The organism is Pseudonocardia sp. NPDC049154 (genome assembly GCF_040648315.1).
Taxonomy (GTDB): domain Bacteria; phylum Actinomycetota; class Actinomycetes; order Mycobacteriales; family Pseudonocardiaceae; genus Pseudonocardia.
This window is the reverse complement of record NZ_JBEZDN010000090.1, coordinates 1-24330: the sequence shown is the minus strand read 5'-3', so window position 1 is coordinate 24330 and position 24330 is coordinate 1. Positions and strand designations below refer to the sequence as shown.

25 protein-coding genes and 1 pseudogene are annotated in these 24330 nt (G+C 73.7%); 19 read left to right on the top strand and 7 right to left on the bottom strand.

Annotation, left to right across the window (positions count from 1 at the left end):
* Positions 1–11 precede the first annotated feature (11 nt).
* Positions 12–545, top strand: coding sequence for an NUDIX hydrolase (locus AB0B41_RS30885; protein WP_358209568.1), 534 nt, complete (start codon positions 12–14; stop codon positions 543–545).
* Positions 546–553: 8 nt separating this feature from the next.
* Here AB0B41_RS30885 and AB0B41_RS30880 read toward each other — a convergent pair whose 3' ends face one another.
* Positions 554–1324, bottom strand: coding sequence for a site-2 protease family protein (locus tag AB0B41_RS30880; protein ID WP_358209566.1), 771 nt, complete (start codon positions 1322–1324; stop codon positions 554–556).
* A 250-nt stretch (positions 1325–1574) separates the two neighbouring features.
* Between AB0B41_RS30880 and AB0B41_RS30875 the strand changes: the two genes are divergently transcribed.
* Positions 1575–1829 (top strand): WhiB family transcriptional regulator, encoded by a 255-nt coding sequence (locus AB0B41_RS30875; protein ID WP_197040660.1) that lies wholly within the window; start codon positions 1575–1577, stop codon positions 1827–1829.
* 268 nt (positions 1830–2097) lie between these two features.
* On the opposite strand, the gene AB0B41_RS30870 is transcribed toward AB0B41_RS30875, so the two are convergent.
* The gene (locus tag AB0B41_RS30870; RefSeq protein WP_037046466.1) at positions 2098–2577 is read right to left on the bottom strand and encodes a metallopeptidase family protein; all 480 of its coding nucleotides are present in this window, start codon (positions 2575–2577) and stop codon (positions 2098–2100) included.
* A gap of 144 nt (positions 2578–2721) precedes the next feature.
* Here AB0B41_RS30870 and AB0B41_RS30865 point away from each other — a divergent pair, with 144 nt between their 5' ends.
* From AB0B41_RS30865 to AB0B41_RS30840, 6 genes are all read left to right on the top strand, one after another.
* On the top strand, positions 2722–3096 hold the full coding sequence (locus tag AB0B41_RS30865) for a DUF3499 domain-containing protein (protein ID WP_345384539.1): 375 nt from the start codon (positions 2722–2724) through the stop codon (positions 3094–3096).
* A 97-nt stretch (positions 3097–3193) separates the two neighbouring features.
* Positions 3194–4555 (top strand): phosphomannomutase/phosphoglucomutase, encoded by a 1362-nt coding sequence (locus tag AB0B41_RS30860; protein ID WP_358209563.1) that lies wholly within the window; start codon positions 3194–3196, stop codon positions 4553–4555.
* Between the two features lie 126 nt (positions 4556–4681).
* Complete coding sequence (locus AB0B41_RS30855; RefSeq protein ID WP_358209561.1) at positions 4682–4891, top strand: Trm112 family protein; 210 nt, start codon at positions 4682–4684, stop codon at positions 4889–4891.
* Positions 4888–5982: an SIS domain-containing protein gene (locus AB0B41_RS30850; protein ID WP_358209559.1), complete on the top strand. Its 1095-nt coding sequence runs from the start codon at positions 4888–4890 to the stop codon at positions 5980–5982. Before AB0B41_RS30855 ends, AB0B41_RS30850 begins: the two co-directional genes overlap by 4 nt.
* A gap of 33 nt (positions 5983–6015) precedes the next feature.
* Positions 6016–7230, top strand: a complete 1215-nt coding sequence (gene manA, locus AB0B41_RS30845; protein WP_358209557.1) for a mannose-6-phosphate isomerase, class I — start codon at positions 6016–6018, stop codon at positions 7228–7230.
* Between the two features lie 68 nt (positions 7231–7298).
* Positions 7299–8225, top strand: coding sequence for a cation diffusion facilitator family transporter (locus AB0B41_RS30840; RefSeq protein WP_358209555.1), 927 nt, complete (start codon positions 7299–7301; stop codon positions 8223–8225).
* Positions 8226–8232: 7 nt separating this feature from the next.
* Here the strand turns inward: AB0B41_RS30840 and AB0B41_RS30835 are convergent, their stop codons facing one another.
* Positions 8233–8727, bottom strand: coding sequence for a DUF2505 domain-containing protein (locus AB0B41_RS30835; protein ID WP_358209553.1), 495 nt, complete (start codon positions 8725–8727; stop codon positions 8233–8235).
* Between the two features lie 21 nt (positions 8728–8748).
* Positions 8749–9204 (bottom strand): Lrp/AsnC family transcriptional regulator, encoded by a 456-nt coding sequence (locus tag AB0B41_RS30830; protein ID WP_358209551.1) that lies wholly within the window; start codon positions 9202–9204, stop codon positions 8749–8751.
* A 169-nt stretch (positions 9205–9373) separates the two neighbouring features.
* On the opposite strand from AB0B41_RS30830, the gene ald reads away from it, so the two are divergent.
* The 6 genes from ald to AB0B41_RS30800 all read left to right on the top strand — a co-directional run bounded on the left by ald (position 9374) and on the right by AB0B41_RS30800 (position 16030).
* Positions 9374–10489 carry an alanine dehydrogenase gene (gene ald / locus AB0B41_RS30825; protein WP_358209549.1) on the top strand — a complete coding sequence of 372 codons (1116 nt, stop codon included), beginning with the start codon at positions 9374–9376 and terminating at the stop codon, positions 10487–10489.
* A 112-nt stretch (positions 10490–10601) separates the two neighbouring features.
* Positions 10602–12104: an amino acid permease gene (locus AB0B41_RS30820; protein WP_358209547.1), complete on the top strand. Its 1503-nt coding sequence runs from the start codon at positions 10602–10604 to the stop codon at positions 12102–12104.
* 67 nt (positions 12105–12171) lie between these two features.
* A complete protein-coding gene (locus tag AB0B41_RS30815; protein WP_358209545.1) occupies positions 12172–13545 on the top strand; it encodes an MSMEG_0569 family flavin-dependent oxidoreductase in 1374 nt (457 codons plus the stop codon).
* Positions 13546–13610: 65 nt separating this feature from the next.
* A complete protein-coding gene (locus AB0B41_RS30810; RefSeq protein WP_297502750.1) occupies positions 13611–14123 on the top strand; it encodes an MSMEG_0572/Sll0783 family nitrogen starvation response protein in 513 nt (170 codons plus the stop codon).
* A 126-nt stretch (positions 14124–14249) separates the two neighbouring features.
* Positions 14250–15098 (top strand): carbon-nitrogen hydrolase family protein, encoded by an 849-nt coding sequence (locus tag AB0B41_RS30805; protein WP_358209542.1) that lies wholly within the window; start codon positions 14250–14252, stop codon positions 15096–15098.
* A gap of 104 nt (positions 15099–15202) precedes the next feature.
* Positions 15203–16030: a carbon-nitrogen hydrolase family protein gene (locus tag AB0B41_RS30800; protein ID WP_358209582.1), complete on the top strand. Its 828-nt coding sequence runs from the start codon at positions 15203–15205 to the stop codon at positions 16028–16030.
* Between the two features lie 707 nt (positions 16031–16737).
* On the opposite strand, the gene AB0B41_RS30795 is transcribed toward AB0B41_RS30800, so the two are convergent.
* Entirely contained in the window at positions 16738–17385 is a 648-nt protein-coding gene (locus AB0B41_RS30795) for a helix-turn-helix domain-containing protein (RefSeq protein ID WP_358209540.1), read from the bottom strand.
* Positions 17386–17440: 55 nt separating this feature from the next.
* Here AB0B41_RS30795 and AB0B41_RS30790 point away from each other — a divergent pair, with 55 nt between their 5' ends.
* On the top strand, positions 17441–17881 hold the full coding sequence (locus AB0B41_RS30790) for a VOC family protein (protein ID WP_358209538.1): 441 nt from the start codon (positions 17441–17443) through the stop codon (positions 17879–17881).
* Between the two features lie 53 nt (positions 17882–17934).
* On the opposite strand, the gene AB0B41_RS30785 is transcribed toward AB0B41_RS30790, so the two are convergent.
* Entirely contained in the window at positions 17935–19560 is a 1626-nt protein-coding gene (locus tag AB0B41_RS30785) for a long-chain fatty acid--CoA ligase (RefSeq protein WP_358209536.1), read from the bottom strand.
* A gap of 118 nt (positions 19561–19678) precedes the next feature.
* Here AB0B41_RS30785 and AB0B41_RS30780 point away from each other — a divergent pair, with 118 nt between their 5' ends.
* From AB0B41_RS30780 to AB0B41_RS30770, 3 genes are all read left to right on the top strand, one after another.
* Positions 19679–21037, top strand: a complete 1359-nt coding sequence (locus tag AB0B41_RS30780; protein WP_358209534.1) for a glutamate mutase L — start codon at positions 19679–19681, stop codon at positions 21035–21037.
* Between the two features lie 231 nt (positions 21038–21268).
* A complete protein-coding gene (gene ahcY, locus AB0B41_RS30775; RefSeq protein WP_358209532.1) occupies positions 21269–22771 on the top strand; it encodes an adenosylhomocysteinase in 1503 nt (500 codons plus the stop codon).
* A gap of 75 nt (positions 22772–22846) precedes the next feature.
* Positions 22847–23317, top strand: coding sequence for an NUDIX domain-containing protein (locus AB0B41_RS30770; RefSeq protein ID WP_358209530.1), 471 nt, complete (start codon positions 22847–22849; stop codon positions 23315–23317).
* Between the two features lie 22 nt (positions 23318–23339).
* Here AB0B41_RS30770 and AB0B41_RS30765 read toward each other — a convergent pair whose 3' ends face one another.
* Positions 23340–23987 carry a dTMP kinase gene (locus AB0B41_RS30765; RefSeq protein ID WP_358209528.1) on the bottom strand — a complete coding sequence of 216 codons (648 nt, stop codon included), beginning with the start codon at positions 23985–23987 and terminating at the stop codon, positions 23340–23342.
* A 107-nt stretch (positions 23988–24094) separates the two neighbouring features.
* Between AB0B41_RS30765 and AB0B41_RS30760 the strand changes: the two are divergent.
* Positions 24095–24330, top strand: a pseudogene (locus tag AB0B41_RS30760) (hypothetical protein); the annotation flags it as partial.

The window sequence follows — 24330 nt, the reverse complement described above, 5'->3', positions numbered from 1 at the left end:
GAGACCCCCGCATGGTGAGCCCGGCCGTCGCCGTCGAGGAGCTCCGCGCGTGGTCGCCGCCCGACGCCGGGCAGGCCGCGCTGCAGCAGGCGCTGATCGCCTTCTGCCTCGCCCGCCCGGACGACGCGTGTGCCCGCGAGTGCGCGGCCGGGCACCTCACGGCGTCGGCGCTGGTGGTCGACGCGCAGGGGGAGCAGACGCTGCTCACCCTGCACCCGCGCGTCGGCCGGTGGATCCAGCTCGGCGGGCACTGCGAGCAGGGGGACGCGTCGCTGCGGGCTGCGGCGCTGCGCGAGGCGACCGAGGAGTCCGGGATCGCCGGGCTGGAGATCGCCGAACACCCGCTGCACGTCGACGTCCACCCGGTGACCTGCTCGCTCGGCGTGCCGACCCGGCACCTCGACGTCCGCTACCTGGTGCGCGCGCCGGCCGGGGCCGTGCCCGCGATCAGCGACGAGTCGGTCGACCTGGCGTGGTGGCCGCTCGACGCGTTGCCGCCGGAGTCGGACACGGTGCCGGCGATGGTCGCGCTCGCCCGCGGCTGACGGCCGGATCAGCGCCAGAACAGCAGCAGGCTGTAGCCGGCGGCGGCGTACTGCGCGTCGCCGCCGATCAGGGCGAAGAGGAACTGCCCGACCCCGAACAGCACTCGCGCCACCCCGGGCACCCCGAGGACCAGCAGGAACAGCACGAGCGGGGCCCACGGGCGCACCTTGTGGCCGAGCTGCTGGGCCTGCGGCGACAGGTAGGGCTCGAGCACGCCGTACCCGTCGAGGCCGGGTACGGGCAGGATGTTGAGCACGAACGCGAGGATCTGGATCAGCGCGAGGCAGGACAGCCCGACCGCGAGCCCCTCGTTCATCGGGACGAAGATCACCGCCAGGCTCAGCAGGATCCCGAGGACCAGGTTGGTGGCCGGGCCGGCGAAGGACACGAACGAGCGGATCCCCCGCGAGCGCAGCGCCCACTGGTTGATCCAGACCGCGCCGCCGGGCAGCGGGATGCCGCCGAGCAGCAGGAACACCACGGGTAGCACGAAGGAGAGCCCGACGTTGGCGTACCGGCGGATGTCGAGGGTGAGGTAGCCGCGGTTCTCGATGCTGTGGTCTCCGCCGCGGTGCGCGACGTAGGCGTGCCCGAACTCGTGCAGGCACAGCGAGACGCACCAGCCGCCGAGCACGAGCAGCACCACGCCGGTGGTGAGCAGGACGGTCGATCCCTGCAAGGCGGACTCGGTCCCGACGACGCAGAGCGCCCCTCCGACGACCGTCACCGCCAGGAGCAGCAGGAACCACGGGCTGACTCGATTGGGGACTCCGCGCACTTGCCCATTCTGCCGAACGGGTGTCCGAAGGGGTGGAACCCGTCACCCGGTCGGCAGCCCCGGGTTGCGGTGAACCGACCGACAACGCTGTACTTACAGCGGTGTCATTCGCCGGGCGCGGGGAGGTGGGCGAGTGGACGTTTTCACGGACACCGTGTTCGTCACGGGGGCGGGCACGATCGGCGACCCGATCGGAGCGACGGTGGGCGCTCCGGAGAACTTCGGGATCGGCCCCACGGAGGGGCTTCGCCTGATCGACACCCTGGTCGACGGTCAGGACGACGGCGAGCAGGACTGGCAGGAACGCGCGCTGTGCGCGCAGACGGATCCGGAGGCGTTCTTCCCCGAGAAGGGCGGCTCCACGCGGGAGGCCAAGCGCATCTGCGCGGGGTGCGACGTCCGGGCCGAGTGCCTGGAGTACGCGCTGGCGCAGGACGAGCGCTTCGGCATCTGGGGCGGGCTCTCCGAGCGGGAGCGTCGTCGCCTGCGCCGGGCGGCCGGCTGAGGCCGGGGCCCGACGGACAACTTCAGCACACGACAACCCCTCCCGGCGTTCGCAGCACGCCGGGGGAGGGACCCCGAAGGACGGGCGACGCGGCCCGCCCTCGTTCGAGCCCGGACGCGTGTCCGGCTGCGTGCCCGCAGCCGGCGACGGTCCGGGCTCTCGCGCGTCCGGGCCCGGAACGAGCACCCCGCCCCGAGCCGTCACCTCCGGCCCGTGCGAGCGGGGCGGGCCGGTGTGCGGTCCCTCCCGCCCTCGACGCCGGGTGCCCTCAGTCCGCGCCGCCCTCGACGGCGTCGGGCTCGATGTTGAGGTACTCCGCCACCTGCTCGACCAGCACCTCGTGCAGCAGCTCGCCGAGGTCGGCGCCGCCGCGGGCGCGGGCCTCGAGCGGGCGCCGGTAGAGCACGATCCGCGCCCGGGAGGGCAGCCCGGCCTGGTCGACGCCCGCCGGCACCAGCTGGGCCAGCGGCACGCCCGCGTCGGCGAGCACCCCGGTGCCCCAGACGACCTCCTCGGGCGAGGTCCGCTCGACCTCCGGCACCTCGTCGACCGCCAGGTCCAGGTCCACCAGCTCGGGGCCCCAGCGCAGCTCGATCGGCTCGAGCGCCTCGAGCACGCGGGCGTCGAACCGTTCGGCCCGGGTGCGGAAGGAGGGCGTGGTCACCGGGTACAGCAGGCCGCGCAGTCCCCGGCCCCGGCGGTCTCGCCTGCGGGGGGAGCGGCGCGGGATGCGGCGCGCGGTCGTCACCCGTCGAATAGTACGACCCGGCGGGCCCGCGCCGTGCCGGTGCGGCCGGCCCGGCGTCGCCCGTCCGTACCGCGCCCGGGCGGGTGGGGCCGCCCCGCGCGTCGCAGCCGGGAACCGTGCGCGCGGGGGGCTATCGTCGGGGGCGTGCTGAGTGTCCGGAGGTGTTCGCGGAGCGGCTGCACCGAGCTCGCGGTGGCCACTCTCACCTATGTCTACGCGGACTCGACCGCGGTCGTCGGGCCGCTGGCCACTCAGGCCGAGCCCCACACGTACGACCTGTGCACCGCGCACGCCCACCGGCTCACCGCCCCCCGCGGCTGGGAGGTCGTCCGCTTCGAGGGCGAGTTCGCGCCGCCGCAGCACACGGACGACGACCTGACCGCCCTGGCCGAGGCCGTCCGCGAGGCCGGCCGGGCCGACCGGCCCATCGAGGCCTCGACCACCGTCACCGCCGGTCCCGGCGCCACCACCGGCCGGCGTGGTCACCTGCGCGTGCTGCCCACGCCGCCGGAGGACTGACCCGCACTCACGGGCCGTCACCGTCCGTCGCCCGTCCGGTGCGCGTCGTCGCGGCCGTCCCGCGGGCCGTCGGGGCCGCCCGCTAGGCTCCGGACCCGTGCCCGACCTCTCCCAGATCGTCAAGGCGTACGACATCCGCGGCGTCGTCGGCGAGCAGCTCGACGCCGGCACGGTCCGTGAGGTCGGGGCGGCGCTGGCCCGGCTGCTGCGCGCGGAGGACCCCGGGGTCACCGAGATCGCGGTGGGCCACGACATGCGGGACTCCTCGCCCGGCCTCGCGGCGGCCTTCGCCGAGGGCGTGACCGCCCAGGGGCTCGACGTCCTCGACATCGGCCTGGCCAGCACCGACATGCTCTACTTCGCGGCCGGCAGCCTCGGCGTGCCCGGCGCGATGTTCACCGCCAGCCACAATCCGGCCAGGTACAACGGCATCAAGCTCTGCCGGGCGGGCGCGACCCCGATCGGGCAGGACACCGGGCTCGCCGCGATCCGCGATGCGGTCGAGCAGGGGGTGCCCGAGGGGCCCGGAGGCGGCACGGTCCGCCGGCGCACACTGCTCGCCGACTACGCCGCCTACCTGCGCGGGCTCGTCGACCTGAGCGGCATCCGGCCGCTGCGCGTGGTGGTCGACGCCGGCAACGGGATGGGCGGCTACACGGTGCCCGAGGTCCTCGGCGGTCTCCCGCTCGACGTCGTGCCCCTGTACTTCGAGCTCGACGGCACCTTCCCCCACCACGAGGCCAACCCGCTCGACCCGGCGAACCTGGTCGACCTGCAGAAGGCCGTCGTCGCGGAGGGGGCCGACCTCGGCCTGGCCTTCGACGGCGACGCCGACCGCTGTTTCGTGGTCGACGAGCGCGGCGAGCCGGTGAGCCCGAGCGCGATCACGGCGCTGGTCGCCGTCCGCGAGCTGGCCAAGGCGCCCGGCAGCTCGGTGATCCACAACCTGATCACCTCCCGGGCCGTGCCGGAGATCGTCCGCGAGCACGGCGGCACCCCGGTGCGCACCCGCGTGGGCCACTCGTTCATCAAGCAGACGATGGCCGACACCGGTGCGGTGTTCGGCGGCGAGCACTCGGCGCACTACTACTTCAAGGACTTCTGGAAGGCCGACTCCGGCATGCTGGCCGCGCTGCACGTGCTGGCCGCGCTGGGCGAGCAGCAGGAGCCGCTGTCCGTGCTGATGGACGTCTACGAGCGGTACTCGGCCAGCGGCGAGGTCAACTCCACCGTGGCCGACCAGGCCGAGCGGGTCGCCGCGGTCCGCGAGACCTACGGGGCCCGCGAGGGCGTGGAGTTCGACGAGCTCGACGGGCTCACCGTCGCCCTGCCGGACGGCTCCTGGTTCAACCTGCGCGCCTCCAACACCGAGCCGCTGCTGCGGCTCAACGTCGAGGCCGCCGACGAGGTCGCGGTGGCGGCGCTGCGGGACGAGGTCCTCGCGATCGTCCGCGCCTGAGCGCGGCGGGCGCCCGTTCGCCCGGGCCCGCGACGAGCCGATCATCGCCGCGCGGGTACCCCGGACGGACCCGGCGCGCCCGCCCGCGCCCTGGCAGCATCAACGGCACGTGAGGTGAGGAGAACCGTGGCCGTACAGCTCGACCCCCAGCTGCTCGAGATCCTGGCCTGCCCGTCGGAGGACCACGCGCCCCTGACGCCGGCGGGGGACCGGCTGGTGTGCACCGCCTGCGGCCGCCGCTACCCGGTGGTCGACGGCATCCCGGTGCTGCTGCTCGACGAGGCCCTCCCCCCGGAGGACACGCCGGCCGCCGAGCACCCCGGAAACGCCGGGTGACGACCGTGCTCGACGACACCCTGCTCGGCGACCCCGTCGCGCTCGCCTCCGCGGACACGGGCGGCGTGCTGCGCGCGGCGGCCACGGCGGGCGCCCAGGTCCGGTCCGCGGCGCAGGCCGCGACCGAGGCGGGGGTCGCCGACCTGGCGGGGCACCGGCCGCGGGCGCTGGTGTTCCTGCGCCGCCCGGGCTCGTCGGGCGCGGCGGCGGAGATCGTCGGGGCGCTGCTCGGGTCGCTGTGCCCGGTGCCGATCGTGGTGGCCGACGTCGTGCCCGGCTGGATCGGCCCGCTCGACGTCGTGCTGGCCCACTCCGCCGACCCGGCGGACGTCGAGCTGGCCGAGTCGGTGTCGCGGGCGGTCGGGCGCGGGGCCGAGGTGGTGTTGTCGGCGCCGGCCGAGGGTCCGGTGGCGTCCGCGGGCGCCGGACGCGCCCGGTTCGTCGAGCCCCGGATCCCGGTGCCGCCCGCACTGGACCTGCCGCGCGCGCTCGCCGTCGCGCTGACCGTCGTCTCGTCGCTGGGGCTGTGGCCGGGAGGGCTCGACCCGGCCCTCGACCCGCTGGCGGACGCGCTCGACGCCGAGGCGGAGCGCAACCAGCCGAACCACGAACCGTTCATGAACCCGGCGAAGTCGCTGGCGCTGCGGCTGGCCGAGCGCACGCCGCTGCTCTGGGGCGCCGACCCGGCCGCGACCGCCGTCGCCGGGCACGGGGCGACCGCCCTGGCCACGCACGCCGGCGTGGTGGCGCACGCCGCGGACATCGCCCAGGCCGCCTCGGCCACCGCGCTGCGCCGGGCCGTCGACCTGGCCGACCGCGGCGAGGACATCTTCCGCGACCCGTTCGACGACCCGGGGCCCGACTCGCCGCCGGTCCGCGTCGTGCTGCTCGCGACCGGCGAGGAGGAGCCGGGGCAGGTCGCGGTGCGCCGCACCGGCCGCGGGTGGCCCGCCGACCTGCAGCACCCCGTCGACGAGGTCCCGCGCGGCACCCGGGACGCGGTGCTGCTGCGCACCGCGCTGCTGGCGTCCCGGCTGGAGATCGCCGCCGTGTACCTCGGCCTGGCCACCCGGGCCATCGAACCGGCCTGACGGGCCGACCGCCGCACGAAGCGAGGAAGTGCCTTGGAGCTGCTGGAGAACCCGGTCCGGCCGTACGCGTGGGGATCGCGCACGGTCATCGCCGACCTGCTCGGCGAGTCGGTGCCGTCTCCGCATCCGCAGGCGGAGATGTGGCTGGGCGCGCACCCGGGCGACCCGTCGCGGATCGTGTACCCCGACGGGGGCCGCGCGTCGCTGCTCGACGCGCTGACCGGCGACCCGGAGGGGCTCCTCGGGGCCGAGCGCAGCTCCCGCTGGGAGGGGCGGCTCCCGTTCCTGCTCAAGGTCCTCGCCGCGGACGAGCCGCTGAGCCTGCAGGCGCACCCGAGCCTCGACCAGGCGCGCGAGGGGTTCGCGCGGGAGAACTCCGCCGGCATCGCGATCGACGCCTCGGACCGCAACTACCGGGACGCCAACCACAAGCCCGAGCTGATCTGCGCGCTCACCGAGTTCCACGCGCTCGTCGGCTTCCGGGATCCGGTCGAGACCCTCGGCCTGCTCCGCGCGCTCGACGTGCCCGAGCTGTCCGCGCACGTCGAGCTGCTGGCCGCCCAGCCCGGCCCGGACGGTCTGCGCGCGCTGTTCACCACGTGGATCACGCTGCCCCAGTCGATGCTCGACGAGCTGGTCCCGGCCCTGCAGAAGGGCGCCGTCGCGCTCGCCGCGGCCGGCGGGGACTGGGCCCGCGAGGCCCGCACCGCGCTGGAGCTCTCCGAGCGCTACCCCGGCGACGCCGGCGTGCTCGCCGCGCTGCTGCTCAACCGGGTGGTCCTGGCGCCGGGCGAGGCGCTCTTCCTGCCCGCCGGGAACCTGCACGCCTACCTGGCGGGCGCCGGCATCGAACTGATGGCGAACTCGGACAACGTGCTGCGCGGCGGGCTCACGCCCAAGCACGTCGACGTCCCGGAGCTGCTGCGCGTCCTCGACTTCACCTCGGGGCCGCCGCCGGTGCACGCCGGCCAGCCCGAGGGGAAGTGGCGGCGCTACGACACTCCCGCCGAGGAGTTCCTCCTGCGCAGCTGGCAGTCCGACGACGGGCTCACCGGCAGCCTCCCGGTGCCCGACGGCGGCGCCCGGATCCTGCTCGCGACCGGCGGGAAGGCGTGTGTCCGGGCGGGGACGGAGGTCCTCGAGCTGCCCAAGGGCGGGGCGCTGTTCCTCGCGGCCGCGGACACCGGTGTGGAGGTCGAGAGCGCGGCGCCCGGGACCCAGCTCTACCTCGCGAGCGACGGGCTGTGAGCGCCTGCGTGTGAGCCGGGCCGCGCCGGATATCCTTCCGCCGCACAACCGGACCGGAGGGGCGAAACGTGTCGGCACACGGCGGTACCAAGGCGATCATCGCGGCGCTCCTGGCGAACGCCGGCATTGCGGTCGCGAAGTTCGTCGGCTTCCTCGTGACGGGCTCCTCGTCGATGCTCGCGGAGGCCGTGCACTCGGTCGCCGACACGGCGAACCAGGGCCTGCTGCTGCTGGGGGGCCGCACGGCGCGGCGGGCCGCGACCCCCGAGCACCCCTTCGGCTACGGCCGGGACCGCTACTTCTACTCGTTCGTCGTGGCGCTGCTGCTGTTCACGCTCGGGTCGGTCTTCGCGATCTACGAGGGCATCCACAAGCTGGAGTCGCACGAGCCGCTGACCTCCCCGCTGGTCGCCGTGGGCATCCTGGTGGTCGCGATCGGCCTGGAGTCCTACTCCTTCCGCACCGCGGTGAAGGAGTCCCGGCCGCTCAAGGGCAACGGGACCTGGTGGCAGTTCATCCGCCAGGCGAAGGTCCCCGAGCTGCCCGTCGTGCTGTTGGAGGACACCGGCGCCCTCATCGGCCTGGCCTTCGCGCTCCTCGGCGTCGGCCTCTCGGTCCTCACCGGGGACCCGGTGTGGGACGCCGTCGGCACCCTCTGCATCGGCACCCTGCTGGGCGTCATCGCGATCATCCTCATCATCGAGATGAAGAGCCTGCTCATCGGCGAGGGCGCGACGCGGCCGGTCCTGTCGACGATCGTCGGCGAGCTCGAGCGGGGCGCGGAGATCGAGCGCGTCATCCACATCAAGACCCAGTACCTCGGCCCGGAGGAGCTGCTGGTCGCGGCGAAGCTCGCCCTCGCGCCCGGCTCGTCCGTCGAGACCGTGGCCCGGGCGATCGACGACGCGGAGGCGCGGGTGCGCGCGGCCGTGCCGGACGCCCGGGTGATCTACCTCGAGCCGGACCTCGACCGCTCGCGCCTGCCGCAGGCCTGAGCCAGGCTCACCCGCCCAGCCGCTCCGCGGTCCAGCGCATCTCCTCGGTCATCAGGGCCAGCGCCCGCTCGGCGACGACGGACTCGATCGCCGCGCCGAGCAGCGGCACCCGCACCTCGACCTCGCCGTCGATGTGCAGCGCGCTGCCGGCCGGGTCGGCACCGATCGTCAGGGTGCCCGCGGCCCCGGCGGGCGCACCGGCCGCGGTCAGGGTGAACTCGCCGTCGGCCCGCTCGTCCGCGATCCGCCAGTGCTCCTCCCGCTCCAGCACCAGTGCACCGGCGAGGAAGCGGCGGACCGAGGCCGGCAGCGCCCCCGCCGGCACGCCCTGACGCAGCACCACGCGCAGCCGGTCGCCGTCGCGCTCGAAGGAGAGGAGCTCGGCGCCGGGCCCGCCGACGGCGGCGAGCCGATCGGCGTAGAGGTCGCGGTCCAGCAGGCGGGCGACCGCGGCCCGGGGCGGTAGCGCGAAGGTCCGGTCGAGGCGGAGCGGGGTGGGCACGGACGCCACCGTAGGGCCGGGTCAGTACCCGCGCCGGGGCCGGACGTGGTCGAAGATCAGGCTCGTCTGGGTGTTGGCGATCTGCTCCCGCCCGTTGAGCGCGACCACGAAGTCCCGCAGCGCGGCGGAGTCGGCGGTCGCGACGTGCAGCAGGTAGTCGTCCACGCCGGCGAGGAAGAAGCAGTCGCGCACCTCGGGCAGCGAGGTCACGAACTCCTCGAACTCCCGCATCCGGCGGCGCGCCGCGGCCTGCAGCCGCACGGACACCATCGCCTGCAGCGGCCGACCGGTCGCCGCCGGGTCGACGTCGGCGTGAAAACCCCTGATCACGCCGCGTTCACGCAGCGCCCGGACCCGGGTGAGGCAGGTCGACGGCGCGATCCCGACGCGTTCGGCGAGCGCGTTGTTGGGTATCCGTGCATCGCGTTCGAGCTCCGCGAGGATCGCGCGGTCGACGGGGTCGAGCGGCGGCCGCACATCGTTCGGTCGACCGGGCCTCGACGCCGACGATGGCGTAGATCCTTCGGGCACGGGAGCAGACTACAGAATCTCCTACGGTCTTGTTCCTACCGAGACGCTGTTTCTTCGATACTTGGAATGGAGACAGCCGGTCGCTCAGCCGGACACCAGGACGAGAGGACGGGTCATGCGCATCGCGGTGCCGCGCGAGGTGAAGGACAACGAGTTCCGGGTCGCCCTGACGCCGGCGGGCGTGCACGAGCTGGTGCGGCGCGGCCACGAGGTCGTCGTCGAGCAGGGGGCGGGCCTCGGCTCGTCCATCCCCGACCAGGAGTTCAAGGCCGCCGGCGCGCAGCTGCTCGCCGACGCCGACGCCGTGTGGAACTCCGCCGAGCTGCTGCTGAAGGTCAAGGAGCCGGTGGCGAGCGAGTACCACCGCCTGCGCGGCGACCTGACGCTGTTCACCTACCTGCACCTGGCCGCCTCACGGGCCTGCACGGACGCGCTGCTCGCGGCGGGCACCACCGCGATCGCCTACGAGACCGTCCGCACCGCCGACGGGAAGCTGCCGCTGCTCGCCCCGATGAGCGAGGTCGCGGGCCGGCTCGCCCCGCAGGTCGGCGCCTACCACCTGCTGAGCGCGGCCGGCGGGCGCGGCGTGCTGATGGGCGGCGTGCCCGGCGCGCCGCGGGCCCACGTCGTGGTACTCGGGGCCGGGGTGTCCGGCTCGCACGCCACCCAGATCGCCGTCGGGATGGGGGCCCGGGTGACCGTGCTCGACCTCGACGTCGACAAGCTGCGCGCACTCGACGCCCGCTACGGCGGCCGGGTCGAGACCGTGCACTCCACCGCCTACGCCGTCGAGCACGCCGTCCTCGACGCGGACCTGGTGATCGGCGCGGTGCTGGTGCCCGGCGCGAAGGCCCCGACGCTGGTGTCCAACGACCTGGTCGCGCGGATGAAGCCGGGCGCGGTGCTCGTCGACATCGCCGTGGACCAGGGCGGGTGCTTCGAGGACACCCGGCCGACCACCCACGCCGAGCCGACCTTCCGGGTGCACGAGACCGTCTTCTACTGCGTGGCCAACATGCCCGGCGCGGTCCCGCACACCTCCACCCACGCGCTGACCAGCGTCACGCTGCCGTACATCACGCGGCTGGCGGACCAGGGCTGGCGCGAGGCGCTGCGCGGCGACGCCGCCCTGGCCCAGGGCCTGTCCACGCACGCCGGCGAGCTGACCAACGCCGAGGTCGCCCGCGCCCACGGCCTCGAGTCCCGCACGGTGGCCGACGTCCTGGCCTGATCCCGGCCCGAACGGCACCCTCGTGCGGTGGGTCCGCACGGGAGTGCCGTTCGTGCGGACGCGATCCGCCAGCGCGTGCCGAACGAGTCACGCAGCCGTAATCTCCCTGGCCATGGCGACCGTGGGTGAGCGTCGGGGGATCTGGCGCACGAAGTCCGTGGAGCAGTCCATCGAGGACACGGACGAGCCGGACACCAGACTCCGCAAGGACCTCACGACCTGGGACCTCATCGTCTTCGGGGTCGCGGTCGTGGTCGGCGCCGGCATCTTCACGCTGGCGGCGAGCACGGCCGGCACGGTCGCGGGGCCGTCGGTCTCGCTGGCCTTCGTCCTCGCCGCGATCGCCTGCGGGCTCGCGGCGCTCTGCTACGCCGAGTTCGCGTCGACGGTCCCGGTCGCCGGCAGCGCCTACACGTTCTCCTACGCCACCTTCGGCGAGCTGGTCGCCTGGATCATCGGCTGGGACCTGGTGCTGGAGTTCGCAGTCGGCTCGGCCGTGGTGTCCAAGGCCTGGTCGAAGTACCTGCACCAGGTGCTGGGGGTGATGGGTCTGGACGTCCCGACCTCCTTCTCCCTGGGCGGCTTCTTCGCCTTCGACTGGGGCGCGCTCCTGCTGGTCGTGGTCCTCGCGACGCTGCTGGCCATCGGCACCAAGCTCTCCAGCCGGGTCAGCGCCGTGTTCACGATCATCAAGGTCGGCATCGTGCTGCTGGTGATCGTGGTCGGCCTGGCGTTCGTCAAGGCCGAGAACTACACGCCGTTCATCCCGCCGGCCGCGCCCGGCGGCGAGGGCGACTCCGGGCTCACCCAGTCCCTGCTGTCGCTGTTCGGCGGCGGGGCCAGCAGTACCTACGGCATCTACGGCCTGCTCGCCGCGGCGTCGCTGGTGTTCTTCGCCTTCATCGGGTTCGACGTCGTCGCCACGACCGCCGAGGAGACCCGCGACCCGCAGAAGTCCCTGCCCCGGGGCATCTTCGGCTCGCTCGCCATCGTGACCGTGCTGTACGTGGCGGTCGCGCTCGTGCTCACCGGGATGGTCAGCTACACCCAGCTCGACGAGAACTCCACCCTGGCCACGGCGTTCGGCGAGCTCGGCGTGACGTGGGCCGAGGCGATCATCTCGGTCGGTGCGCTCGTCGGCCTCACGACGGTCGTCATGGTGCTGATGCTCGGGCAGATCCGGGTGCTGTTCGCGATGTCGCGCGACGGGCTGCTGCCGGGCGGGCTCGCGAAGACCGGAGGCCACGGTACGCCGGTGCGGGCCACCGTGCTCGTCGGCGCCGTGGTCGCCCTCGTCGCCACCTTCTTCCCGGCCGGCGCGCTGGAGGAGATGGTCAACATCGGCACGCTCTTCGCGTTCGTGCTGGTGTCGATGGGCGTCGTGATCCTCCGCCGGACCCGGCCGGACCTGCACCGCGCCTTCCGGACGCCGCTCGTCCCGCTGATCCCGATCCTGTCGGTGCTGGCGTGCCTGTGGCTGATGCTCAACCTGAGCGTGGAGACGTGGCTCCGGTTCATCGGCTGGATGCTCGTCGGCTTCGTGGTCTACTTCGTGTACGGCCGCTCGCACTCGCGGCTCGGCCGTCGTCAGGCCCAGGACGCAACCCGGCGGTAACAGCGCCTCACACGGCCGTGTTCCGGGGGAAACGCCCCGGACACGGCACCTCGCTTGACTGTGCCGCGTGGCGGAGCAGGAGCTGGACGGGACGCACCACCCCGTCGTCGTGATCGGCGGCGGGCAGGCGGGCCTGTCCATGAGCTGGTTCCTCGCCCGCGAGGGCATCGAGCACCTCGTCCTCGAGCGGGACCGGGTCGCGACCGAGTGGCGGACCCGGCGCTGGGACACGTTCTGCCTGGTCACGCCGAACTGGCAGTGCCGGCTCCCGGGCTTCGGATACGACGGGCCCGATCCGGACGGCTTCATGGTCCGGGACGAGATCGTGGGCTACCTGGAGAAGTTCGCCGCCTCGTTCGACGCGCCGCTGGTCGAGGGCGTCGCCGCGACCGGACTGCGGGGGCGCCCGGACGGGTCCTTCGCGATCGTGACGGAGCGCGGCACGCTCACCGCGGACCAGGTCGTCGTCGCGACGGGTCCCTACCAGGTGCCACGGGTGCCGCGGATGGCCGAGCGCCTCCCGGACACGGTCACTCAGCTGCACTCCTCGGAGTACCGCAACCCCGACCGGCTGCCCGAGGGCGCGGTCCTGGTGGTCGGCACGGGCCAGTCCGGCTGCCAGATCGCCGAGGACCTGCACCTGGCCGGTCGGACCGTCCACCTCGCGACGGGCACGGCGCCGCGGGTGGCGCGCTTCTACCGCGGGCGGGACTGCGTCGCCTGGCTGTCGGACATGGGCACCTACACCAAGGGCATCGACCGGTTCGCCGACGTCGAGGCCGTCCGGCACAGGACGAACCACTACGTCACCGGCCGCGACGGCGGGCGGGACATCGACCTGCGCCGGTTCGCGCTCGAGGGCATGCGCCTGCACGGCCGGCTCCTCGGGATCGCGCACGGCCGCCTCCGGTTCGCCGGGGACCTGCGGTCCAACCTCGACGGGGCCGACGCCGTCGCCGAGGGGATCAAGGACTCGATCGACGCCTGGATCGAGGCCCAGGGGATCGACGCGCCGGTCGAGGAGCGCCGCGCCCCCGTCTGGGAGCCCGGGCCCGAGGCCGAGGACCCGGCGGAGCTCGACCTCGCCGGCATCTCCACCGTCATCTGGTCGACCGGGTTCGGCCGGGACAACCGGTGGATCGAGCTGCCGATCTTCGACGGCCGCGGCTACCCGGCGCACGAGCGCGGCGTCACGAGCCGGCCCGGCCTGTACTTCCTCGGCCTGCCCTGGCAGTACACCTGGGGCTCCGGCCGCTTCTCCGGCGTCGCCGACGACGCCGAGCACCTGCTCCGCGCGATCGTCGAGGTCCGCCGCCGCGGCGCGCCCGCGGACGGCCTGCTCTGGCTCGCCGGCACGCCCACCAGCACGTTCCCGGAGGCCGCCCGCAAGGACATGGGGCTCGCCGACGAGGACTGGGTCGCGCCACGCACCGTGGCCTGACCTGCGAGAGGTTCCACCGCTCCACCCACCCGATCGACCACTGTCCCGGAAGGACGAGAGCCGACATGGCCGACCTGACCGATCTCGAGAAGCAGAGCCTCGAGGAGATCGCCCACCCGTCGATGCCGGAGGGGTCGTCGATCTACGGCGGCACCAAGGTCTTCCCCGACTACCAGGCCGAGAACGGGGAGACCTACTTCACGCTGGTCCACGGCATCGCCCACGAGTCCTCGGTGAGCTTCGTGGCGATCCTGCAGGCCACCCGGGCGCTGCGGAAGGGCTTCGAGTCCGCGATCTACTTCTACGGCCCGGGCTCGCTGAACTGCCTGGCCACCCGCGGGTTCCCGACCACCGGCAACTCCGCGTTCCCGGGCGAGCACAACATCAACAACTCGCTCAAGACGTACATCCAGGAGGGCGGCAAGGTCTACTGCTGCCGGTTCGGGCTGTCGCTGCACGGTGCCCGCGAGGAGGACCTGATCGAGGGCGTGATCCCGACGCACCCGCTCGACGTCCAGGACGCGCTGATCCACTACGCCCGCAAGGGCGCGATCATCAACTCCACCTACCAGCTCTGAGGTGAGCGAACGGCCCTCTCGTTCACATGTGGTGAGCGAGAGCGCCGTTCGTGCAGTCCCGACCTGAGAGGGAACGGCCCCGGACGCCCCCGGGACCGTTCCCCCTCGCTCGCGCGAGGAGGCTGGATGGGCATGCTGCGGATGGCGGCGGTGTCGGCACCGTTCGGGCGCGACCTGGCGGAGGGCTTCGCCCGCATCACCGCGCTGGTCGCCCAGGCCCGGGCGGACGGCGTCGGGCTGCTGGTGCTGCCGGAGGCGGCGCTCGGCGGGTACCTGACCGACCTGGAGGGGGAGGCGGAGCTGCCGCCCGCGCTCGACCCCGACGGGCGGGAGATCGCCACGCTCGCCGCGCTGGCCGGGGACATGGTCGTCTGCGCCGGGTACTGCGAGCAGGCGCCCGACGGCGTGTACAACAGCGCCGTCTGCGTGACCGGCGACGGCGTGCTCGGCCGGCACCGCAAGGTCCACCAGCCGCTGCGCGAGGACGCCTCGTACGCCGCGGGGGACCGGTTCGAGGCCTTCGACACCCCGGTCGGCCGGATCGCGATGCAGATCTGCTTCGACAAGGCCTTCCCCGAGGCCGCCCGCGCCCAGGCGCTCGACGGCGCCCGCGTCGTCTGCTCGCTGTCGGCCTGGCCCGTCAGCCGCACCAACCGGCACCCCGACCCCGCCCAGGACCGCTGGACCCGGCGGATGGACCTGTTCGACCGCGCCCGCGCCCTGGAGAACCAGGTCGTGTGGGTGGCGTCGAACCAGTACGGCACGTTCGGCGACCTGCGCTTCGCCGCCAGCGCGAAGGTCGTCGACCCGGGCGGGGAGATCCTCGCCTCGACCGGGCAGTGCGAGGGCCTCGCCACCGCCGCGCTCGACGTCGAGGCCGCCGTCGACGCCGCGCGGGCCGGAATGGACTTCCTTCGCGACCGGCGCCCCGACACGTACGCTGCCCCGGACGGGGAACCGTGCGAGGCCGCCTGAGCGGCGAGGACGCGTCGGTGTCGGAGTCGGTGGCGGAGCTGTCGGAGCCGGTGGCAGGGCTGTCGGAGCCGGTGGCGGAGCTCCCGGAGCGCGGGGAGGGGCGCGTGGGCGCGCTGAGGATCGGTGCCGTGGCGGCCGCGTTCGGCCGGGACCTGGAGGGCGCCCTCGCCCGGGTGGCGACCCTGATCGACCACGCCCGGCGCTCGCAGGTCGGCCTCCTCGTGCTGCCCGACGCCGCGCTCGGCGGCTACCTCTCCGACTTCGGCGCCGAGGCCGAGACGGAGCTGCCGCCCGCGCTCGACCCTGACGGTCCGGAGCTGCGCAAGGTCGCCGACCTGGCCGGCGACATGGTCGTCTGCATCGGGCTGTGCGAGGCGGGGCCTGATGGCGTCCGGTACAACACCGCCGCGTGCGTCGACGGCAGCGGTGTGCTCGGCCTGCACCGCAAGGTCCACCAGCCGGTCGGCGAGGAGCGGGTCTACGCGGCCGGGGACAGATTCGGCGCCTTCGACACGCCCGTCGGCCGCCTGGGCATGCTCGTCGACTACGACAAGACCTTCCCCGAGTCCGCCCGCGCCCTCGCGCTCGACGGCGCCGAGATCATCGCCTGCCTCTCGGCCTGGCCCACCAGCATCACCAACCGGGCACCGCGGATGGCGCAGGACCGCCAGTCGCGGCTCTTCGACCTGTACGACCGCTCGCGGGCGGCGGAGAACCAGATCGTGCTGGTCTCGTCGAACCAGACCGGGTCGATGGGCAGGATGCGCTTCCTGGGGCAGGCCAAGGTCGTCGGGCCGGACGGCGAGGTCCTCGCCCGCACCTGGGCCAAGGCCGGCATCGCGGTGGCCGAGGTCGACGTCGAGGCCTCCCTCGGCGCCGCCCGCCGCCGGCTCTCCCACCTCACCGAGCGCCGCCCCGAGGCCTACCGCTGAACCCTGCCGCCGGCTCCGGTAGCGGCGATCGACGGTCCGGTGCGCTCAGGGTGGTGCTGGGCGTCGTGGGTGCAAGGGACCGGTGATCTTGTGGCCGCGGGACGTCGGCGCGTCGAGGAGATCGGCGGTTCGGTGCGCTCGGGGTGCTGCTGGGAGCCGTGTGTGCACGCAACCGGCGACCTGTGCCGGGTCCTGGGGGTGATCGGCGGTGCTGTGCACCGAGGGTGGTGCGGAGAGCCGTGTGTGCACGCAACCGGTGATCTTGCGCCCGCGCGACGCACGGTCGGTGAGATCGGCGGTGTGGTGCGCTCAGGGCGTTGCAGGGAGCCGTGCGTGCACACAAGCGGTGATCTTGCGCCTGCGAGACGCCGGCACCGTCGGTGAGATCGGTGATGCGGTGCGCTCAGGGTGCAACCGGGAGCCGTAGGTGCACTCAGGCGGCGATCGTGTGCCGGGGGCCTCGGGTCCTGGGGCTGGTCGGCGTTGGCGCGTTGAGGTGTTGCCGAGAGCCGTGGGTGCAGGGCTTCTGTGATCTTGCGGCAGCGGGACGCCGGCACCGTCGGTGTGATCGGCGATGCGGTGTGCTCAGGGCGCGGCACGGAGCCGTGCGTGCAGGGATCGGCAACTTGCGGCCGCGGACGCCGGCACTGGCCGGTGAGATCGGCGATGTGGTGGTCTCAGGGCGGTCCAAGGAGCCGAGCCTGCACTCAACCAGCGGTCTCCGGAGTACACAGCAGCAGCGTGAGCGAGCGCTCCAGCCAGGCGGCGTAGTGCTCCGGGCTCCAGCCCCGGCGGTGCCGGAGCAGGTCGTGAACCTGCGGGCTGCACAGGGTGAGCAGGACGTCCGCGGCCTCGTCGACCGGGACGGCGAGCAGGCCGTGCCGCTCCATCGCCTCGGCGACGGTCCGCATGGTGGCGGACATGGTGCGCGCGCCGAGATCGTCGAGCTCTCGCATGTCGGCGTCCGCCCCCGAGGACCCCTGGCAGGCAGCGAGCAGGCGGCCCGCCCGTTCGAGCAGTTCGGTGCCCTGACGGGCCAGCTCCGGGAGGAGCCGGTCGGGGTCCTCGAGCGCCGCCACGAACGCCGGCCGGTCCGCCACGGCGACGGGCTCCTCGTCGCCGGCGGTGGCGACGTCGAGCGCCTCGTGGAAGATCTCCGCCTTCCCGCCCGGGAACGCCGCGTGCACGGTGCGCAGCGCGACCCCGGCCGCCGCCGCGATCTCCTTCACCGTGGTGCGCACGTACCCCTGCTCGACGAACAGCGCGGTCGCCGCCTCGCGGATGGTGGCGCGGGTGCGGCGCGCCGACTCCTCGCGCAAGGGCGACCGGTACGACCTCTTGACCTGCTCGGACACGAGGTGCACTCTACACGCATTCGATGCACTACAAGTTCAACGAAAAGAGTGTGTCATGTCGGAGCTGACCGGGGTCCGCTGCGTGAAGCTGCCCGTCACCGACCTGCCGAAGAGCGTCGACTGGTACCGGCGGGTGTACGGCTTCACGCCGACCTACGAGTTCCCCGACGAGGGCGGCGTGGTCCGCGGGGTGGCCGGTGACCTGCCCGGCTGCGGCTACACCGGCCTGGCGCTGCGGGAGAACCCGGACGCCGGAGGGATCGCGGGGCTGGAGGTGATGCTCGGCGTGCGGGACCGAGCGGCCCTCGAGGCGTGGGTCGCGCACCTCGACGAGCAGGGCGCCGAGCACTCGCCGGTCGTCGAGGCCAGCATCGGGTGGCTCGTCGTGGTGCACGACCCGGACGGCCACGAGCACCACCTCTACACCGACGAGCGGCACGGCATCGACCAGTCCGGTCGCGCGGGGTACGGGCGGGCGGTCGCGGACCCGGCCTGACACGCGCCTGCCGCGGCCCGGCGAGGGGGAGGCCGGGCCGCAGCGGGGACCGCTCAGGAGGGCAGCGTGTAGCCCGAGAACTTGTCCCGCAGCGTCTTCTTCGAGAACTTCCCGACGCTGGTCTTGGGCACCTCGTCGATGAACTCCACGGCATCGGGCAGCCACCACTTGGCCACCCGCGGCGTCAGGAACTCGATGAGCTCCTCGCCGGTGAGCGACTCGCCCGGCTTCACCACCACACACGCCAGCGGCCGCTCGGTCCACTTCTCGTGCGGGATCGCGATCACCGCGGCCTCGGCGACCGCGGGGTGCGCCATGATCTCGTTCTCCAGGTCGACCGAGCTGATCCACTCGCCGCCCGACTTGACCAGGTCCTTCGTCCGGTCGACCAGCCGGACGAAACCCCACTTGTCCACGGCCGCGACGTCGCCGGTGCGCAGCCACCCGTCGTTCGTGAACTGCGTGCCGCCGCCCTCGCCGCGGTAGTACTCCTTCGCGATCCACGGGCCCGCGGCCTGCAGCTCGCCGGTGGCGCGGTCGTCCCACGGCAGCTCGTCGCCGCTCTCCGGGTCGGCGATCCGCAGGTCGACGAGCGGGACGGGCTGGCCCTGGCGGGCGCGGGCGTCGGCCCGCTCGTCCTCGCTCCAGCCGTCCTGGTGGGACCGCCGGGAGGAGACGCTGGCGATCGGCGAGGTCTCCGTCATGCCCCACGCGTGGAGCATCGGGATGCCGATCGCCTCGCGGTAGGCCTCGGACAGCGAGCGCGGCACCGCGGAGCCGCCACAGATGATCATCCGGAGCGAGGACAGGTCGTGGTCGGCGAGCAGCGGCCGCACGCCCATCCAGATCGTGGGCACCCCGCCGGTCACGGTCACGTTGTGCCGCTCCAGCTGCCCGACGATCGCGTCGGGCGTCATGTTCGGGCCGGGGAGGACGAGCTCGGCGCCGGCCATGAGCGCGCCGTAGGGGATGCCCCAGGCGTTGGCGTGGAACATCGGCACGATCGGCAGGACGACGTCCCGCTCGGCCAGCGCGAACGCGTCGGAGGTCAGCGTGATGAGCGAGTGCAGCACCGCCGAGCGGTGGCTGTAGACCACGCCCTTCGGGTTGCCCGTGGTGCCGGACGTGTAGCACATGGCCGCGGCGCTGTTCTCCTCCTCGACCACGAACCGCCCGGCGAACGGCTCGGCCGCGGCGAGCAGCTCCTCGTAGTCCCGGACCCGCGGGTCGGCGGGGATCTCGTGCTCCGCGCCGTCGTCGATCACCACGATGTGCCGGACGGTCTCGAACTTGTCCACCAGCGGCCACAGCTGCGGCAGCAGCGAGCGGTCGACGAAGACGACCTCGTCCTCGGCGTGGTTGACGATGTAGACGAGCTGCTCGGGGAACAGCCGGATGTTCAACGTGTGCAGGACACGCCCGGTGCAGGGCGCGGCGAGGTACAGCTCCAGGTGGCGGTCGGTGTTCCAGCAGAAGGTGCCCACCCGGGCGTCGGCGGACAGGCCGAGCGAGTCGAGGACCGTCGCGAGCCGGCGGACGCGCACGGCCCACTCCGCCACCGTGGTCACCCGCTCGCCGGAGGCCTCGGCCGTGATCAACCTCTTGTGGCCGAAGAGCTGCTCCGCGCGATGGAACACGTGGGGCAGCGCCAGCGGGCGGTCCTGCATCAGTCCGAGCATCGTCGCTCCCGAGGAGTGTCGTGGATCACGATCACCGTACCGGGGGACCCCGACACCCGGACAGATCCGGCGGTCATGAGGGCACCGTGCAGCGTCACCGCCGGTACGCTCCCCGTCCATGACGGGTGCGGCTGCGCCGGGCGGCCCTGGGGCGCCTCCGGGGACCGGTGCCGTCTGTCTCGACGTCGGCTCCACCTGGACCAAGGCCGTGCTCGTCCATCCCGACGGCGGGCTCGCCGGGTTCGCCGAGCACCGCACCACCACCGCGGACGTCCTGGAGGGCGTCGACGCCGCCGTGCGCGGGGTCACCGCGGCGGCGGCCCGCGAGCCCGAGCCGGCCGTGCTGGCCTGCTCGTCGGCCGGGGGCGGGCTGCGGCTCGCGGTCGTCGGCACCGAGAAGCTGATCTCCACCGAGGCCGGTCACCGGGTCGCGCGGTCGGCGGGCTCGCACGTCGTGCACGTCCACGCCGGGCCGCTCGAGCCCGCCGACGTCCGGGTGCTGCGGGGGCACCGGCCCGGCGCCCTCCTGCTGCTCGGCGGGGCCGACGGCGACGATCCCTCGGTCCTGCTGCACAACGCGGGCAAGCTCGCCCGGGCCCGCGTCCGGTTCCCGATCGTGCTGGCCGGCAACGCCGAGGCGCGCGACGACGCCCTCGCCCTGCTCCGCGCCACCGGCCGGACCGTCGTGGCCTGCGCGAACGTGGCGCCGGTGCCGGGCGAGCTGGTCCCGGGACCGGCCCGCGCGGCGCTCGCCGAGGTCTTCGCCCAGCACGTGCTGGGCGGGCGGGCGCCGGCCGCGGCTCCGCGCTTCCGGCGCATGGTCCGGTTCATGACGCCCGACGCCGTGCGCAGCGGCACCGCCGAGCTGGCGCGGATCTGCGGGACGCGGGTGCTGGTCGTCGACGTCGGCTGCGCGACCACGGACGTCCATTCCGCCGGCCCGGGCCGGCGGCCCCGCCGCACCGTCGAGGGCGACCTCGGCGTGCGGGCCGCCGCGGAGGGCGTGCTGCTGGAGGCACAGGCCGAGGAGATCGTCGACCCCGTCGAGGCCGACCTGCTCACCGCGACCGTCCGGGGGATGACGGCGGAGGTCGGCTCGGTCCCGCGGGACCCGGGCAGCGCGGCCGAGGACCGGCGGATCGCGGCGCTCGCCGCCGTCGTCGCGGCGCGGCGGCACCTGCGCGACGAGCTCGCCCCCGAGGACGGCGACCCGGACGACCCGCACGACGCCGCCGGGTCCGGGCCGGTCGGGCTCGTCGTGCTCTCCGGCGGGGTGTTCCGGCAGCGCGACGCCGCCGGCATCGGTGCGGTGGTCGGCACGCTGCAGCAGGACCCGATGCTCGCCCCGCTGCTCGCGTCGGCGTCCGTGCTGGTCGACGCGGACTTCGCGCTCGCCCCCGCCGGGCTGCTCGCCGCCCACGACCGGTGCGCCGCGGCCGAGGCACTGCTGTGCGACCACCTGCTGGGGTCACGTTGAGCCGGGCCCCGGGCCGTGCCATCCTGGACGGCGCACGCACCGCGGGACCGAGAGGCGCTGCAGCGGACGGATCGGTCCGCCACGCTCGGTCCGCGGCCTGACGACGAGAAGGGCGCCTCCACCGTTGCGGGAGGAGGCCCGTGTCCGTGTCGATCCAGCGTCGATCCACCACCGCCGGCACCGTGGCTCCCCCCCGTCTGCCCTGACCGCAGCACGAGGAGACAGTTCACGATGACCGCCAGCATCACCGACCCGCACGGCCGGCTGCAGGAGCGCAACGGCCTCGACTTCGCCGTCGCCGACCTCGGCCTGCACGAGTTCGGCCGCAAGGAGATCCGGCTCGCCGAGAACGAGATGCCGGGCCTGATGGCGCTGCGCCGCGAGTACGCCGAGGCCAAGCCGCTGCACGGCGCCCGGGTCGCCGGCTCGCTGCACATGACGGTGCAGACCGCCGTCCTGATCGAGACCCTGGTCAGCCTGGGCGCCGACGTCCGCTGGGTCTCCTGCAACATCTTCTCCACGCAGGACCACGCCGCCGCCGCGATCGTCGTCGGCCCGCACGGCACCCCCGAGGAGCCGAAGGGCGTGCCGGTCTTCGCGTGGAAGGGCGAGACGCTCGCCGAGTACTGGTGGGCCACCGAGCAGCTGTTCAACTTCCGGGACTCCAGCGGCGAGCTCGTGGGCCCGAACATGATCCTCGACGACGGCGGCGACGCCACCCTGCTCGTCCACAAGGGCGTCGAGTTCGAGAAGACCGGCGTGGTGCCCACGGTCGACGACGAGGACCTCACGGTCTCCGAGGAGTACCGGGTCATCCTCGACGTCCTGCGCCGCTCGCTCGCGGAGAACCCGCAGAAGTGGACCACGGTCGCGTCGGACATCCGCGGCGTCACCGAGGAGACCACCACCGGCGTGCACCGGCTCTACCAGCTGGCCGAGCAGGGCCTCCTGCTGTTCCCGGCGATCAACGTCAACGACTCGGTCACCAAGAGCAAGTTCGACAACAAGTACGGCATCCGGCACTCGCTGATCGACGGCATCAACCGGGGCACGGACGTGCTGATCGGCGGCAAGGTGGCCGTGGTCTGCGGCTACGGCGACGTCGGCAAGGGCTCGGCCGAGGCGCTGTCCGGCCAGGGCGCGCGCGTCATCGTCACCGAGGCGGACCCGATCTGCGCGCTGCAGGCGCTGCTCGAGGGCTACCAGGTCGCGCGCCTGGAGGACGTCATCGAGCAGGCCGACATCGTCATCACGACGACGGGCAACAAGGACATCGTCACCGTCGACCTGATGAAGAGGATGAAGCACCAGGCGATCCTCGGGAACGTCGGGCACTTCGACAACGAGATCGACATGGCCGGGCTGGCCCGCATCGAGGGCATCATCCGGATCAACATCAAGCCGCAGGTCGACGAGTGGGTCTTCCCGGACGGCCACTCCATCCTGGTGCTGTCCGAGGGCCGGCTGATGAACCTCGGCAACGCGACGGGCCACCCGTCCTTCGTGATGAGCAACAGCTTCTCGAACCAGGTGATCGCGCAGGTCGAGCTGTTCACCAGGCACGAGGAGTACAACAAGGACGTCTACCGGCTGCCGAAGGTCCTCGACGAGAAGGTCGCGAAGATCCACGTGCAGGCGCTGGGCGGCGAGCTGACGAAGCTCACCAAGGACCAGGCCGAGTACATCGGCGTCGACGTCGAGGGCCCGTTCAAGCCGGAGCACTACCGCTACTAGCGGCTCCGCCGCCCGTGCGCGGTAAGTGGTGCCGGAGCACTACTTACCGCGCACGGCAGCGGTTAGGGTTGGCTGGTGACCGCCGCTCCCCTCCCCGAAGGTTCCAGCGGCGACGGGTGGCAGTACTGCGCCCAGGGGCACAAGCACTGGGGTCTCTACGGGGCGGCCGGCCTGCTGGTCCGCTCGGGCGGCCTGGTGCTGCTCCAGCACCGGGCGCTGTGGAGCCATCACGGCGGCACCTGGGGCATCCCGGGCGGCGCGCGGCACTACGGCGAGTCCGCCGAGTCGGCGGCCCGGCGTGAGGCCGCGGAGGAGTCGGAGCTCGACACCGCGCCGCTGCTCGAGACCGCCCGGTTCGTCGACGACCACGGCGGCTGGAGCTACACCACGGTCGTCGTCTGCGCGGCCGAGGCGCTGCCGGTCGCGATCCGCGGCGGGGAGAGCGTGGAGTTCTCCTGGTTCCCCGCGGCGTCGCTCGGCACTCCCGAGGGCCCGGAGCTGCACCCGGGTTTCGCTGCCTCCTGGCCCCGCGTCTCCACCCTGTGAGTGCGGATGGTCGCTCCGGCGACTATCGCCACTCACGACCGAGGAGGGCCGCGGCGAGGGCGGGGATGTCGGTGTCGCCCTCCAGCACCGTCCAGGGGCTGAGCCACTCCGCGGCCGCGAGCTCCCGGTAGACCGCGTCGGTGCGTTCCTGCAGCCCCTCGTCGGACTCGTAGGCGTCGCGCGCCCGGCCCGGATCGGCCGCCGCCCGCCGTTCCGCCCGCTCCGCGGCCACCTCCCGCGGAGTGGCGAGCAGCAGCTGGTGGTCCGGCACGGGGATGCCGAAGCGCGCGATCTCCAGCTCCCGCACCCAGCCGACGACCTCGCCGTCGGCCCCCTGCTTCAGCCTCGCCGCGTTGTAGGCGGCGTTGCTCGCGACGTACCGGTCGACGAGGACGACGTCGTGCGCGGCGAGGAGTTCCCGCAGCCGGGGCGCGGCGTCGCGGCGGTCGAGGGCGAACAGCACGGCCATCCCGTGCACCGAGTCGGCGAGGTCGCCGAGCCGGCCGTACAGGGCGTCGCGCGCCAGCTCGGCGTGGACGTCGGCCTCGTAGCGGGGGAAGGCCAGGGTGGCGACGCGTGCCCCGCGCTCCTGCAGCGCGGCCACCAGCGCGGCGGTCAGCGTGGCCTTGCCGGACCCGTCGAGCCCCTCGATCACGATCAGCCGCCCCACGGGACCGGACGGTAGCGGAGCGCAGGCCGGCCGTCCGACGTCACCCGATAGCGTGGCCGCCTCGCTGATCGTGAGGGGTGCGCCGGCGGGCGCGGGTAGGGGACGGTGTGCTGAACGAGGGCGTGCACGAACGGCTGCGCACGCCGGGGCTCGAGGCCGACCTGGCACGCGTCGCGGAGCTGGTGCCGCAGTGGGCATCGGTCGAGGAGGCGAACCAGGCCGAGGTGTTGACCCGGCACGTCGCGGCCGCCGAGATGCTGACCATCGTCCTGCGGGGCGAGGGCTTCGACACCGCCGTGGTCGGGGACGGGACCCGGGCGCTGCCCGCCGTGCGGGACATGCG